The organism is Psychrobacter muriicola 2pS (assembly GCF_904846535.1).
In the GTDB taxonomy this organism is placed as follows: Bacteria; Pseudomonadota; Gammaproteobacteria; order Pseudomonadales; family Moraxellaceae; genus Psychrobacter; species Psychrobacter aquimaris.
Window position 1 is genome coordinate 147,020 of the sequence record NZ_CAJHBC010000006.1, and the last position, 16,051, is coordinate 163,070.

The window sequence follows — 16,051 nt, forward strand, 5'->3', positions numbered from 1 at the left end:
ACTGCCTATCACGACTTAATAACAAATATGAATATCCCAATCTAAGGAGTATATCGATGGCTGATATCAAAGCCCCCGTTTTTCCAGAATCAGTTGCCGACGGTACTATCGTTGAGTGGCATGTCACTGAAGGTCAGCAAGTGAATCGTGATGACCTATTGGCTGAAATCGAAACTGATAAAGTCGTATTAGAAGTTGTGGCGCCTGATAACGGCGTTGTGACCAAAATTGTTAAGCAGGTTGATGATACCGTGTTGTCTGACGAGGTCATCGGTCAGTTTGAAGCTGGTGCCAGCGCCAGTGCAGATAGTGCTCCTGCGGTAGATCCAGATCAGCCAGCAGCGCCAGTACAAGCGAAGCAAGCAGCAGATGGTGGCGAGCCTGTACAAGCAACAGATAAAAAAGACGAAGCGGATCATAAAGATCAAAGCCCAGCAGTTCGTAAAGCAGCTAAAGAGTCTGGTGTAGATCCAAAAGAAGTGGAAGGTAGTGGTCGCGGCGGTCGTGTCACCAAAACAGATATGGCTAACCCAACATTGAAAGCGGATAGCAGCATCAAATCTGACAGCGGCCGTCCAGTGGCTGAATCAATGGGTGAGCGTACTGAGAAACGTGTGCCAATGACACGTCTTCGTAAGACAGTCGCAAATCGTTTGCTAGCAGCTTCACAAGAAACAGCGATGTTAACGACGTTCAACGAAGTTAATATGAAGCCGTTGATGGACATGCGTGCTAAGTATAAAGACCAGTTTGAGAAGCGTCATGGCGTACGTCTGGGCTTCATGTCATTGTTCGTTAAAGCAGCTACAGAAGCACTTAAACGCTTCCCAGCAGTAAACGCTTCACTAGACGGCGACGACATTGTTTATCATGGTTTCTATGATATCGGTGTTGCCGTATCCTCTGATCGCGGTCTGGTCGTTCCAGTATTACGTGATACCGATCGCATGAGCATGGCGGATGTTGAAAGCCGTATCCGTGAGCTTGGTGGCTTGGCTCAAAAGGGCAAACTTGGCCTAGATGACATGACTGGTGGTACTTTCACGATTTCAAATGGTGGTGTATTTGGCTCATTGATGTCAACGCCTATTTTGAACCCACCACAAACTGCTATCTTAGGTATGCACGCTATCAACGACCGTCCTATGGCTGTTGATGGTAAAGTTGAAATTCTACCGATGATGTACCTTGCATTGTCTTATGATCATCGTATGATTGATGGTAAAGAAGCGGTACAGTTCTTAGTAACCATCAAAGAATTGGTTGAAGATCCAGCCATGTTGCTACTAGACCTGTAAGCTTTTAAGCTTGTATTGGCAGCCGCTGATACAAGCTTTTTAACTTTAGTCTAAACAGTGGTGCTAGTTGTTTATTAATAAATAAGAATGTTTCGCTGACATGGTGTATTTACCATAAAGTAGAAGCATGCTGAGTAAAAACATCGCTTATATATTAATGAGATAATCCTCAGTTTGAATGATACTTACAATTAGAACGATAATTAGAAATAGGAACGTACTATGAAAGACAATTATGATTTAGTCGTCATCGGCGGCGGTCCTGGTGGTTATGAAGCCGCTATCCGTGCAGGTCAGTTAGGTATGAGCGTTGCTTGTATCGAAAAGCGTGTTTATAAAGGTGAGCCAGCACTTGGCGGCACTTGCTTAAACGTTGGTTGCATCCCATCAAAAGCATTACTTGATAGCTCGCATCGTTATGAAGCGACTAAGCATGATCTTGCTGAACATGGTATCAGCACTGGTGACGTTGCCATCGATGTTGAGCAAATGATTGCGCGTAAAGAAGGCATCGTTAAGCAATTGACGGGCGGCGTTGCTGCACTATTAAAAGGCAATGGCGTTGACTGGCTACAAGGCTGGGGTACGTTGGTTGACGGCAAAGGCGCTGATAAGCAAGTTAAATTTACCGCCCTTGCTGATGAAGCAGAAACGACTATCACTGCTAAGAACGTGATTCTTGCGGCAGGTTCTGTGCCGATCGATATCCCAGTGGCTAAAACTGATGGCGATCGTATCGTTGACTCTACTGGTGCTCTTGATTTCACCGAAGTTCCTAAGCGTCTAGGCGTTATTGGTGCCGGTGTTATCGGTCTTGAGCTTGGTTCAGTATGGCGTCGTCTAGGTGCTGAAGTGGTTGTTTATGAAGCGTTGCCAAGTTTCTTAGCCGCCGCCGATAAAGACATCGCTAAAGAAGCGGGCAAAATACTGAAGAAGCAAGGTCTTGATATCCGTGTTGATACCAAAGTAACCAATGCTGAAGTACAAGGTGACCAAGTTGTCGTCACTAGCGAAAGCAAAGGCGAGTCATCTGAAGAAAGCTTTGACAAACTGATCGTTTGTGTCGGTCGCCGTGCTTACTCCGAAAAACTATTGGGCGAAGACAGTGGTATCACATTGACTGAACGTGGTCTTATCGACGTCAACGATCAGTGCAAAACCAATCTTGATGGCGTATATGCTATCGGTGATTTGGTTCGTGGTCCAATGCTTGCGCATAAAGCGATGGAAGAAGGCATGATGGCCGTTGAGCGCATTCATGGCGAAAAAGCCCAAGTTAATTATGACACGATTATTAACGTCATCTATACCCATCCAGAAATCGCATGGGTTGGTTTGACTGAGCAAGAAGCTGAAGCAGCTGGCTACGAAGTTAAAACAGGTTCATTCAATCTAGCAGCCAACGGCCGTGCATTGGCTCAAAGCGAAGCAGAAGGCTCTATCAAAGTCGTGGCTGATGCTAAAACAGATCGCCTATTAGGTATGCATGCTATTTCTGCTGGTGCTGGTGATATCGTCCATCAGGGTATGATTGCGATGGAGTTTGTCTCTAGTATCGAAGATCTGCAATTGATGACCTTTGCACATCCAACCATTTCAGAAGCCGTGCATGAAGCTGCTCTGTCTGCTGATGGTCGTGCTATTCACGCCATTCAGCGTAAAAAGCGTAAGAAATAAGTAGTTAGTTTGATAGGTACCGACTTATAACCTGATCGCGGTGGGGTTGTTATGACTTCCACCACGATCATAAGTGCGCCATATGCATGTCCAACATGTATATATGTGCACTTGTTTTCACTTTTTATTAATTGTAAAAAATAAAGGATACAATCAATGAATTTACATGAGTATCAAGCAAAAGAGCTATTAAAAAGCTACGGTTTGCCGATTCAAGAAGGCATCATTGCCCATAACGGCGACGAAGCTGCTGCTGCTTTTGATAAAACGCCAACTGACATTGCGGTTATCAAAGCGCAAGTACATGCTGGTGGTCGCGGTAAAGCGGGTGGTGTAAAGCTGGTTAAGACTCGTGAAGAAGCCAAGCAAGTTGCTGAAGAGCTCATCGGTACCAATTTGGTTACTTTCCAAACTGACGCTGATGGCCAACCAGTTAACTTTGTATTGGTTGCAGAAGATATGTATCCAGTACAAACTGAGCTATATCTTGGTGCAGTTGTTGATCGTTCTACGCGTCGCGTAACGTTCATGGCATCAACTGAAGGCGGCGTTGATATCGAAGAAGTCGCACACAACACACCAGAAAAAATCTTTAAAGTACATGTTGATCCTTTAGTTGGTCTAATGCCCTTCCAAGCGCGTGATGTTGCGTTCAAATTAGGCCTAGAAGGCAAGCAAATCAACCAGTTCGTTAAATTGATGACTGGTGCTTATAAAGCATTTGTTGAAAACGACTTTGCCCTAATGGAAATCAACCCATTAGCCGTTCGTGAAAATGGCGAAATCGTTTGTGTTGATGGCAAAATTGGTATCGATTCAAACGCACTGTATCGTCTACCTAAAATTGCAGCACTACAAGATAAGACACAAGAAAATGAGCGTGAGCTTAAAGCTGCTGAGTTTGACCTAAACTATGTTGCTCTAGAAGGCAATATCGGTTGTATGGTGAACGGTGCTGGTCTTGCAATGGCGACCATGGATATCATCAAATTGTACGGCGGCAAGCCTGCTAACTTCTTGGACGTTGGCGGCGGCGCAACTAAAGATCGCGTTGTTGAAGCGTTCAAAATTATCCTAGAAGACAGCAGTGTTGAAGGCGTTCTAATCAACATCTTCGGCGGTATCGTACGTTGTGACATGATTGCAGAAGCTATTATCGCTGCTATCAAAGAAGTTGACGTAAAAGTACCAGTTGTTGTACGTCTAGAGGGTAACAACGCTGAAAAAGGCGCGCAAATCCTAGAAGAGTCTGGTCTGAAATTGATCTCAGCCCAAGGCCTAGCAGATGCGGCTCAAAAAATTGTCGATGCTGTTAAAGCTTAATATGCTTGGGGCATAGTCCTTTAAATATATGCGCTTAAGCATAGTAGTCAAAGCGTAATAGCAGCTTGTTGGTATAAATTTATCATTAATATTTAATCGATAACACACCATCAGGTGGCTATTGCAAGACAACCGAATACAAGGAATAAATAATGAGTGTATTAATCGATAAAGATACCAAAGTATTGGTACAAGGTTTTACTGGTAAGAATGGTACGTTTCACTCTGAACAAGCGATCGAATACGGTACTAAAGTCGTCGGCGGTGTAACTCCAGGTAAAGGCGGTCAAACGCATTTAGGCCTACCAGTATTCAACACTATGAGCGAGGCCATGGAAGCGACCCAAGCTGACGCTTCTGTTATCTATGTACCAGCACCATTCGTACTAGATTCTATCGTTGAAGCAATTGATGCTGGCGTTAAGTTGATCGTAGTGATCACTGAAGGCGTACCGACTCTCGATATGCTAAAAGCCAAACGCTACCTTGAAGAAGCGGGCGATGTACGTCTAGTTGGTCCTAACTGCCCAGGTGTTATCACTCCAGGTCAGTGCAAAATTGGCATCATGCCAGGCCATATCCATCAGCCAGGCAAAGTGGGTATCATCTCACGCTCTGGTACATTGACTTATGAAGCCGTTGCTCAGACAACTAAGCTTGGTTTTGGTCAGTCAACTTGTATCGGTATCGGTGGTGATCCTATCCCTGGTATGAACCAGATTGACGCGCTAAAACTGTTCGAAGCTGATCCACAAACTGAAGCAATCATTCTGATCGGTGAGATCGGTGGTACTGCTGAAGAAGAAGCGGCTGCTTATATCAAAGACCATGTAACTAAACCTGTTGTTGGTTATATCGCTGGTGTTACCGCTCCAGAAGGCAAGCGTATGGGTCATGCAGGCGCTATCATTTCTGGTGGTCAAGGTACTGCTGAAGAGAAATTCAAAGCCTTTGAAGATGCTGGTATCGCATATACGCGCGACCCATCTAAGCTTGGCGAAAAGCTAAAAGAAGTTACTGGTTGGTAAGATAGGCATAAGTCTACATTCTAGCTACTAAAACTGCATTGAAATATCAAGAAGACACTCCTACAATGGGGTGTCTTTTTTTTGTCCCGAAAATACATTTATGAAAAACAAGATACTAGTCACAGGTGGTGCTGGCTATATTGGCACACACACCTGTATCGCACTGCATGAAGCTGGCTATGATATGGTCGTATACGACAACTTATCTAATAGTAGTCGTGAAGCAATCAATCGTGTCTCGGCTCTCATTGGTCAGCCTATTGAGTTTATCGAAGGCGATATTCGCGATGCTGAGTCACTTAGACAAGTGTTTTTATCTCATCAGTTCTTCGGTGTCATTCATTTTGCAGGATTAAAGGCCGTTGGTGAATCTGTTGCCAAGCCATTGCTATATTACAATAACAACGTCAGTGGCACTATTACCTTACTGGAAGTTATGGCAGAGTATGATGTCAAAAACCTCGTTTTTTCGTCATCTGCCACTGTTTATGGCGACCCTGAAATCCTACCTATCGATGAGAATTCAAAGCGTTCTTGTACCAATCCTTATGGACAAAGCAAACTTGCCGTCGAGCACATATTAGAAGACCTTGCCGTATCCGATGACAGTTGGAATCTGATTCCTCTTAGATACTTTAATCCAGTAGGCGCACATTCATCAGGACAGATCGGTGAAGATCCGAACGACATACCAAATAATTTGATGCCTTATGTCTCTCAAGTAGCTGTAGGAAAACTTGAAAAACTCAGTATCTTCGGGCATGACTATCCTACAATAGATGGGACAGGTGTACGTGACTTTATCCATGTTACTGATCTGGCGCAAGGTCACGTTGCTGCACTGAATTATTTAGAAGGTCAAATAAATACAGGAAAAAGAGATTCAGTAGGATTTTTACCTATTAATTTAGGCACTGGCAAAGGTACTTCTGTATTAGAGTTAGTAACGGCATTTTCTAATGTTTCTGGAAAAGATATTCCTTATCAATTTGCAGACCGCCGCGCAGGTGATATTGCCAGTTGCTATGCCAGTGCTGATAAAGCGAAAAATCTGTTAGAGTGGCAAGCAAAATTATCAATTACTGAGATATGTCAAGATAGCTGGCGCTGGCAGAGCATGAATCCGAATGGTTATGATATAAAAAAATAATCTAAATCAAAAATATATTGAAATAAACAAGAGATCTTTATGATAAAAGTACTGAGTATATTTGGCACACGTCCTGAAGCCATTAAAATGGCACCAGTTGTCAAAGCTTTGGAAGGCAATCCTAATATAAAATCCTTAGTTTGTGTGACAGCACAGCATCGTGAAATGCTCGATCAGGTATTGTCATTATTTGAGATCACACCAGATTATGATTTAGATATTATGAAGTCAGGACAAAGTTTGACTCAAGCCAGTTCAAGAATGCTACTTGCTCTTGAACCTATTCTTGAAGAGTGTCAGCCAGATTTGGTATTAGTTCATGGTGATACATCGACCACATTGTGTGGTGCTCAAGCAGCATTTTATCAGCAAATACCAATTGGACATGTTGAGTCTGGATTACGGACCTATAACATCTATTCTCCATGGCCAGAAGAAGCCAATAGACAACTAACCAGCATCATTACTAAACTGCACTTTGCACCCACCAAAACGGCTGCTCAGCATCTATATGATGAGCATAATAATCCTGATTTTATTTATGTCACTGGTAATACAGTCGTTGATGCACTATTAGATGTCAAACATAAGCTAGAAACTAGCGAGACTCTCAGAAATAATTTGCAGCAGGAGTTCACTGAACTAGACTTTACCAAACGCCGTGTATTAATTACTGGGCATCGCCGAGAAAATTTTGGGGGTGGTTTTGAGTCGATCTGTCAAGCAATTCAGGAGCTTGCTCAAAAATACCCAGATTATGAGTTTGTTTATCCTGTACATTTGAACCCCAATGTAAAGGAACCAGTTGAACGTTTACTACGTGGTCTTGATAATGTTAAGTTGATTCAACCGCAGGACTACCTACCATTTGTTTATCTGATGAGTACCAGCCACATTATATTAACTGACTCTGGTGGTATTCAGGAAGAAGCACCATCACTCGGTATTCCAGTTCTAGTGATGCGTGAAACAACTGAGCGTCAAGAGGCAGTTGAAGCAGGAACCGTTAAATTAGTTGGTACCCATCACGCTACTATTGTGGCTGAAGTTAGCAACCTTATTGAAAATGAAGCTTTATATCTAAAAATGAGTGAAGCACATAACCCGTACGGTGATGGGCAGGCTTCACAACGTATAGCAGAGACTATTGTTAATTTTTTTGGACATAAAGAAGCTTAAAAAATTGAATCGACTATGAATAAATTAAGTGAGAGAAAGATGAAAAATATTTGTGTGTTTGGTCTAGGATATATTGGTTTACCAACAGCTGCGATGTTCGCCCATCATGGTGCCAATGTCGTCGGTGTCGATGTTAACCCACATGCAGTTGATACAATTAATCAAGGCAAGATTCACATCGTTGAGCCAGGTCTAGAAGCGATTGTCAAACAAGCTGTTGATAATGGTAAGCTTAAAGCTAGCCTTACGCCAGTACACTCAGATGCTTATCTCATCGCAGTACCGACGCCTTTCAAAGGTGATGATCACGAACCTGATTTATCCTATATTCATGCTGTTAGTAAAGCATTAGCCCCTCTGTTAGAAAAAGGTGACGTCGTAATTCTAGAGTCAACCTCACCAGTGGGTGCCACTGAGAAAATGGTCGAATGGCTCGCTGAAGAGCGCCCTGATCTTACCTTTCCTCAGTATCATGAGCCTGAAAATGAAGCCGATATTTTTGTTGCTTATTGCCCTGAGCGTGTACTGCCAGGCAAGGTAGTAGAAGAGCTGATTTCAAATGATCGTATTATTGGTGGAATGACCAAAGAGTCGACGGAAAAAGCCCAAGAAGTGTATCGTATATTCGTAGAAGGTGATTTGCTCGCAACCAACTCTCGCACTGCTGAAATGGCAAAGCTCACTGAAAATGCCTCTCGTGATGTGAGCATTGCTTTTGCTAATGAATTATCTATTATCTCTGATAAGTTAGATATTAATGTCTGGGAGTTGATTGAGCTGGCCAATCACCATCCACGCGTCAATATCTTGCAACCTGGGGCTGGGGTTGGTGGACATTGTATCGCTGTTGATCCTTGGTTCATCGTTAATCAAAACCCAGATGAGGCTAAAATCATCCGTGCGGCTCGTGAGATAAATGATAATAAGCCTAACTGGGTTATTGAAAAGATTAAGGCCGAGGTGGACAAGTTAAAAGAGCAAGGGATTGATAAGCCGACAGTAGCGTTATTAGGTTTAGCATTCAAACCTGATATTGATGATTTACGAGAGAGCCCTGCAGTTCATATTGCAGGAAAAATGCTCAAGATGGATTATGCTGAAATTCTACTGGTCGAGCCTAACATTAAGCAGTTACCGAATACTTTATCTACGGGCAGCCTATTTTCTTTAAGTGATGCTCTGACACAAGCAGATGTTATTGCTGTTTTAGTCGGGCATAATCAGTTTAAATCTGTTCAGTTTCCTCAAGACAAAGCGATAGTTGATACTGTAGGAATAGTCTAACAATAGCTCTATAAAAATTAATGCAGGTGGTTTATGGATTTTACTTCAAAGGTTAGACAGAATATTGCCTATATTAGGTCTGAGTTCAAAGAATTACAGCGTGTAAGTAAAGGTCAAATAGGTACTACATTCGTATCTATAGGTGATCCTGAGTTTGATACCATATCTTACAAGCTTGGTAAAACCCTCATAGATGCTAAGAAAGACTTACCTAGCGCTATTAGTACACCAAGAAAGCTATTTACTATTTATTTAGAGAGTAAAAATCGGAGATCAGCTCGTGTTATAGGAAAAAAAGCTCCAGCTAAAAGAGTAGAGATATATAAAGGTGCTCATTTTAAAACAATGAATGACTTTTTGCATTCTAGTAGTAGTGATGCTTATCACTCTGACTTTAATAACATCAATGATTTTATTAAGACCTTTGGAGTTAATTCTGGAAAAAAGATAGTTTTTCTAGAAAAAAATAAAATATTTTTTGAGAATGACGAAAGTCAAACAATATATACCTCATCAAAGAACTTTTGGAAAGTTAATGAAATTGTAAGAGATATGTTGTATTTGAACTTTACATTCGATGTGTCTTCTAATTTAGATGTAGTAGTTATAATCTCTTTCTTCGGTGCTAACACCGAAGAAAGGTTATCCTATAATATGTTGCCAATAAATAAAGGATTAAATCTTAAAATACCGGAAAATGTAAGTTACTTTAGTTTAGGTCTGAGAGTAAAAGGACAGGGAATAGTTAATTTTAAAAACGTTACAGCCAATTTCAAAAAAAATAGTTGTAATGCCGAAAAAGGTATCGTTCTAGATGATGGCGTTTCTGTAATTATCCCAAGCTATAAAGGTGAAAGAACAGTTGTTGATACCCTTACGAGCATAAAGAATCAGAAGAATATAGATTTAAGTCTAATCGAGGTCATCGTTGTTGTGAACGGTGAACGAGATAATACGATTGATAAAGTGCAAAATTTTTCTGAAAATAATCCAGAGCTGGATATTAACTGCAGTTATATTGATAAGATAGGTGCCTCTAGCGCAAGAAACTATGCTATAGCTGCAGCCACTAAAAAATATACAATATTTTGTGATGATGACGACTTACTATCAGAAGAGTATATCGCAGCACTTTATAAGACTAGCAGTATAGACGCTATAGGGTTCTGCAGAATATACGACTTAACAGAATCTGATCAACTAATTAAACAAAACACAATAAATAACAAGCTACTAAACTCGTTAGAACGTGAAACCGAAGATTTATCGGACTTTACAAGTGCAATTACGATGATCGCGAGTAAAATACTGCCTACAGAAAATCTGAAAAAAATATCATTTAATGAAAAACTTAGAAGTGGTGAAGATGTAGTCTTTTTTACAAAGTACTATAGTAATTATCGTCCAAGACTAATAATGTCGTCTAACGAAAATGCTTACTACATTAGAAGATTAAGAGATAACTCTGTATCTAGACAACAGATGAGTTTTGATTTTAATGTTGAACAAAGATTAGATGTTATCAAAGATCTCACCGTTTTGAAAAAATACTCAGAGACTGAAAGGCATAGTTTCATTGATGATAAGATTAGAGCGCAGTGTGGATTTATTGTTAAGTATTTACAAGAAAATGAGAATGAGTACCGCAATGTACATTTAGAGATAGTTAAACGGCAAATTAAATGCTTTCCTTATCGATATATGCAAGATAGACTAGGTTATACATCTCCTGAATTATTAGTGATTAGTTACTGTCACCCTCCCTTTGTAGATACAAGCGCAGTTGTGGCAGCAAAAAGAGTGTTTGAGTTTAATCAATTGTGTGATGTCATGTGTGCAGATATGTCATCAGTAAGAAATGTTAACCCTGAACTAATTAAGATTGATGAGCACTTAGTACGAGATTCGTTTGTGATATCAACACCTATTACTTTTGGAGGATGGAAGGGGGTTGATGACTTTTGTACATCAGTTGACGCATTAACTAGTAAGAATGAAAAATACAAAAAAGTATATAGTCGATCTTTCTGGCCAGCCTCACATTTTGCAGCATTAGAATATAAACGAAAGAACCCTACTGTCCATTGGATTGCGGAATTTTCTGATCCAGTTATCTTTGATATTGAAGGTCATCCTAGAAAATCTGATATATCTAAACAATGGGTAGAACATCTTATTAATGAATTTAAGCTGAGTTCTTCTTTATTAGAAGAGTCAAACCTGTATGTTTGGTGTGAACTAATAGTTTATTTATTTGCAGATGAAATTATATTTACATGTGAAAATCAAAAGAAATTGATGTTGAGTAAATTTCCTCATCGTGAAAAATTAGTTAGTGCTAAAGCTGTACCCAATATCAAACCACATCCAACCTTACCTACAGAGTTTTATGAAAGCTGCCAAGCTGATTATTCACTAGATAATAGTAAAATTAATTTTGCATACTTCGGTGCTTTCTATAAAACACGTCGATTAGATGATTTAATTAAAATATTGAAATATTACAATGTTAATAAATATAAGTATGACTATTTAAAGAAACCGCTTGTACATATTTTTACTGAACAAACTGATTCTGCTTATGAAATGATTAAGGAAGAGGGGTTAGAAAATTACTTTATTATTAATCCCTATGTCAATTATTTTGAATTTTTATCAATAAGTAAAAAGATGGATGTATTGATAGTGAACGATGCTAAAGCCGAAGAGGTATTTGGTGTTAATCCGTATCTGCCATCAAAAGTAAGTGATTATATAGGAAGCAATAGTGCTATATGGTCTTTCTATGAAGAAGGTAGTGCGCTCAATAGGCTGGAAGTTACGCAATACCTTACAAAGATTGGTAGTAATCAGGATTATGAAACTTTATTTGAAATTCTAAATGACTTTTAAAAGTTCACTATATTTATTTAGCAGTAGCAGCTAGATAGTGAGACTACAATCCTAAATTTAGTTGAAAAAGGTATTTTTATGAGTGAATTGAAAAATAAAAAATAACTATATCTAAGATTATTGACATAAGTGAAATATTACAAGCTCTATTATATATTTATCAAATGCATAATTACTATACTATTAAATTTTTGAGAGTTCTATGAGTAAATTAAATTTTATCCCTTATTCAGATTCTAGAGTTGATTTTTTGATTACGACTCAAAGTAATGAATATATTAGAAGTACTTTAATAGGTTTGGGTGCCAACGAGATTAAGAAATCTGGATATACTGCTTACGTTTGGGATAGTAGGTTGGGTGATCGTTTCTTATCTGGCCTAGGTGTATTAGATTCGAATTTTTATCTTGGTCCAAGGCGCATGAGCGTTATACCTTCCAATTACGGTGCAGGGAATTATGTTTTTGTGGATTTATCTAGTCATTCTGCCTTGGTACAACCCGATCCCTTTGGGATGAGTATGGTTTATACTTCTGAAAGTTTTGTTTCTAACCGATTACATCTATTAGCATTATTGATCAAAAAAACAAATATCCCTGCCTCTTTTAGTTCTACCTATAATAATGGTGGATTCTCTTATTCTCTTAATACCTTCGATACCCCGATAGATGGAGTGAAGCTCTTACCAGCTGGAGCTACTGCAAAGATTATAAACGGAAAAGTTCATATAGAGCAGACCTATTTGAAAAGTGATTTCCAAGAAAAATCACCGACTGAATATTGGCAGCTAATTAGGAAGGGTGCTCAAGAGGTTATAGATAATGTAACAGCTATATTGGATAGTGGGCTGCCAGTATTTTCCGACTTAACGGGTGGTAGAGATAGTCGGGTAGTGTTTGGCGCATTGGTTGCTTCAGGTAGGGTTAAAGATGCTATCTTCAATACTATCTCAAATCCAACCTCCCCTGGTCTCACTACTGATTTAAATATCGCTTCTGGATTGGTTAAAAGATATGGTGGTAGTTACCAAGGTAGACCAGTTCCGATTGGATATTCTGTACATACACCTGAACAGAATCTGGAAAGAAGACGTTCTCAAGTTTTTGGTACATACCATTGGATTGTACCAGCAGATATACAGCCAATTTTTTCTTTATCGAAGATTCCATCGATACGTATGTTGGGCGGTGGCGGTGAGCTATATCGTGAATATTGGAAACCGATGCTCTTTCGTACGGCAGATTCATCGATAATGAGCTCTGATGATTATTTATCAGAGCTACTGCATCAGTTCAAAGAAAAAAGCTTTGGAAATGGGTTTTTACCTGTTTATATTAATTCTTTACTAGAAACGTTCCAAAGGCTACCAGGAGATAAAGTTGGTCATAAACTTGATGCTCATTATTTAAATTTTAGAAATCGATTTCATTTTGGTCAAAGGCATTCTATACCTGAGTCAATGTACACTCTGAACGTAGCTGCTACACCATCTTTATTAGAGGCTTCACGTTCACTTCCCTTGAGTGAGCAAGTGACAGGGCGTGTGCTTTTCGATGTTATTCGTTGCTTTGATGATAAACTTGCATATTTTGAATTTGATTCGCCCACAGATGAGCGAATTTTTCATTCAAATTATCACTTATCTCGTATAAATAATGACTCAGTCAAAGTATCTCCTGCACTTGATACTGTACAAAATATTAAGGAGCTTAGAGGCTTCCAAAGAGCTGTGAGACCAACTTCATTAGATTGGGATTTTAATAAAATTTTGGATAAAGAAATAGATGATTCTGTCAAAATATTACAGTCGAGTCGGACAGAGTTTTCTTTATTAGCAAATGAAGACTTAAATAACCTAATTTCTTGGGCTAAAGAACACAGTCCAAGAAATAGGGCGAGTTTAGCTTCAAAGCTCAGAGCTTTTGCAGATTATAGCCTAATTTGATGCCTATATTAATGATATCAATAAGGTGCTAAAAACTTTAATATCTGTTCCTAAAACTGTTTACTGTTTAAAGGTGTCAAAATGATCCTCTGTCAGAAAACTTTCTATCAGAAACTCTCCAAGAATTAAGAGCCAAAATAGATCATATCGAAAGCCTTGTGAATAGCAATATTTCTTTAACTTCTCATAGTAGCTTTTCCGATCTAGAATTTATTAATGATATTAAAACGAATTTAAGAGATGGCAAATGGAATTTATCTCCTGAAAAAAAGGTCAATCATGGTTGGGATAAGTTAGTTGATACTTGGATTGAATGCATACCTACTATTGGCGATAAAATTCCTAGTGCTTATCGTATTTGGCAATCTTCAAATAGGTATCTTAAAGCTGGAATGCTTGACAGAGCTGATAGATGTGAAAGGTTGAACTACCTTTTTCATAATAGTTACGTACCAGCCTCTCTTGAATTAGAAGGTGAAATTATTTTTGCATATGGTGGTATTGGAGTTATCCTGCATAAAGATGCAGAGATTGCTCCAGGTGTAACAATAGGAGCGAATGTAACTATAGGTGGTAATGGCAGTAAAACGCGAATTGATCAAAGAGTGAATAAATTAACTACAGTACCCAAAATTTGTGCTTTAACAGTTATTGGAGCTGGAGCGAATATAACAGGAGGTATTGAAATTGGACCTTTATCAATCATTGCTCCAAATACTGTTGTGATTAAATCTGTACCTGCTGGTTCAATTATTGCAGGGGTGCCTGGAAAAGAAATCGGTAGAGTCACTATCGAAAATGCCTTGCGTTATAAGGCAAAATTTCTTCCAGCACGGAGCTGGCCGGAAGAAAAGTATATGACATTCGTTAAAGAAAATTTATCAGTTTAGAGTTATATTTAGAAAGTAAACAATCTACATATTATTTAATGAGAATATATAACTTGTTAAGTTAAATGAATTGTAGAGTACTGCTTCTCCTCTAATTAGTAATTATTATATAATTTTTAAGGGTTTCACATGCTTTTACCGAAAGATAAATATTTAGATTATATTAAATTAAGAGACGCAGATATTACACCTAGCTGGAATATCGAACCACTAGATATCAATAGATATGATGCGATTACTCCCAATAAATTCTTAATTATATTATCAGATGACGTTAATACGACTTTTGATATAAATGAAACACCCCAATATCAAAGCACAATGCTTTGGTATCATTCTTTAGCTTGGCTCAGAGTTATATATAAGGAACATGAGGATTATAACTTTGTTAATCAATTTATTGATGCTTATCATATCTTTATTAATAGTCAAATAAGTGAAGATATTTTTAATAAATTAACTTCACGAGATCACTTGGTAGCCGAACAAGTAAAGAATTTAACTTACCTTCTGGCTCAAGATGATACAAAATTTACTAACAAAGAAAATATATTAGAAATACTTTCAAAATTAGTTGAATGGGCAATATTGCCAAATAATATCGTAAACAATAATCATGGAATGATGCTAGCATCAGCATTACTGCATATACCGTTATTTGTTAAAATGACTTCTTCAAGGGAAGATAGCATTATTAATTTAGCTTCCAATAGACTAACTGAAATCGTTGAAGGTGCATTTGATAGCTACGGCCTTTGTAATGAAAATACACCAGCGTATCAAAATTTTTATATTAAATTCTTAAGACAGCAGATCGCTGAACTGAAATTTATTACAGAATATGATAGTCGTTACTCAGTAGTAATTGATCAATTATCTGCTATCTTGAAGATAGCAGAGCATACGTTATCTTTAATTGCACTACCAAATGGAGAATTACCCCCATTTGGAGATAGCAATATCAGTTCACAGAAAGTAGTGAAACAACTAGAGTTTGCCGAGTTTTATTCACTAGAAAGTGGTTTCTATTCAATAAAACATAGAAAGTTGAGGAGTAGATATTTTTCTATGAAGTGCGGATATTCATCCTCAACTCATAAACATTCTGATGATACATCTATTTTTTATTGGTACGACGGCATGCCTGTCATTACTGATGCAGGTTTTTTAAATTATGATTGGAAAGACTCATCTAATGTACTAGTTAAATCTCAACGAGGTCATTCTGGTGCATTTTATTATAAGTATGATGATTTATATCCAATTACATTGTATAGAGATGGTTCTGATAAAAGTAGAGTTTCATCGAAAATGAGCGTCGAAAAACTAGATGATAGTCTCACTCTTATTAAGGGTGAAGTCTGTATTGATAATAAATATAATAT

At 38.5% G+C, this 16,051-nt stretch carries 11 protein-coding genes; all 11 read left to right on the top strand.

Features of this window, described 5'->3' with window-relative positions:
* Positions 1 to 56 precede the first annotated feature (56 nt).
* Positions 57 to 1,298, top strand: coding sequence for a 2-oxoglutarate dehydrogenase complex dihydrolipoyllysine-residue succinyltransferase (gene odhB, locus JMX93_RS10540; protein WP_193008440.1), 1,242 nt, complete (start codon positions 57 to 59; stop codon positions 1,296 to 1,298).
* A 222-nt stretch (positions 1,299 to 1,520) separates the two neighbouring features.
* The gene (gene lpdA, locus JMX93_RS10545) at positions 1,521 to 2,975 is read left to right on the top strand and encodes a dihydrolipoyl dehydrogenase (protein WP_443557705.1); all 1,455 of its coding nucleotides are present in this window, start codon (positions 1,521 to 1,523) and stop codon (positions 2,973 to 2,975) included.
* Positions 2,976 to 3,131: 156 nt separating this feature from the next.
* Positions 3,132 to 4,298, top strand: a complete 1,167-nt coding sequence (gene sucC / locus JMX93_RS10550; protein WP_193012646.1) for an ADP-forming succinate--CoA ligase subunit beta — start codon at positions 3,132 to 3,134, stop codon at positions 4,296 to 4,298.
* A gap of 152 nt (positions 4,299 to 4,450) precedes the next feature.
* Positions 4,451 to 5,326, top strand: a complete 876-nt coding sequence (sucD, locus tag JMX93_RS10555; protein WP_443510533.1) for a succinate--CoA ligase subunit alpha — start codon at positions 4,451 to 4,453, stop codon at positions 5,324 to 5,326.
* A 100-nt stretch (positions 5,327 to 5,426) separates the two neighbouring features.
* Positions 5,427 to 6,476, top strand: coding sequence for a UDP-glucose 4-epimerase GalE (gene galE, locus JMX93_RS10560; protein ID WP_499204666.1), 1,050 nt, complete (start codon positions 5,427 to 5,429; stop codon positions 6,474 to 6,476).
* A 39-nt stretch (positions 6,477 to 6,515) separates the two neighbouring features.
* The gene (gene wecB / locus JMX93_RS10565) at positions 6,516 to 7,655 is read left to right on the top strand and encodes a non-hydrolyzing UDP-N-acetylglucosamine 2-epimerase (RefSeq protein ID WP_499204667.1); all 1,140 of its coding nucleotides are present in this window, start codon (positions 6,516 to 6,518) and stop codon (positions 7,653 to 7,655) included.
* 39 nt (positions 7,656 to 7,694) lie between these two features.
* The gene (wecC, locus tag JMX93_RS10570; protein WP_499204668.1) at positions 7,695 to 8,939 is read left to right on the top strand and encodes a UDP-N-acetyl-D-mannosamine dehydrogenase; all 1,245 of its coding nucleotides are present in this window, start codon (positions 7,695 to 7,697) and stop codon (positions 8,937 to 8,939) included.
* Between the two features lie 33 nt (positions 8,940 to 8,972).
* Positions 8,973 to 11,831 (top strand): glycosyltransferase, encoded by a 2,859-nt coding sequence (locus JMX93_RS10575; RefSeq protein ID WP_499204669.1) that lies wholly within the window; start codon positions 8,973 to 8,975, stop codon positions 11,829 to 11,831.
* A gap of 202 nt (positions 11,832 to 12,033) precedes the next feature.
* Positions 12,034 to 13,776, top strand: a complete 1,743-nt coding sequence (locus JMX93_RS10580) for a hypothetical protein (protein ID WP_499204670.1) — start codon at positions 12,034 to 12,036, stop codon at positions 13,774 to 13,776.
* A gap of 158 nt (positions 13,777 to 13,934) precedes the next feature.
* Positions 13,935 to 14,666, top strand: coding sequence for a hypothetical protein (locus JMX93_RS10585; RefSeq protein WP_499204671.1), 732 nt, complete (start codon positions 13,935 to 13,937; stop codon positions 14,664 to 14,666).
* Between the two features lie 129 nt (positions 14,667 to 14,795).
* Positions 14,796 to 16,051 (top strand): hypothetical protein (locus JMX93_RS10590; RefSeq protein WP_499204672.1); only part of this gene is annotated, 1,256 nt, incomplete at its 3' end.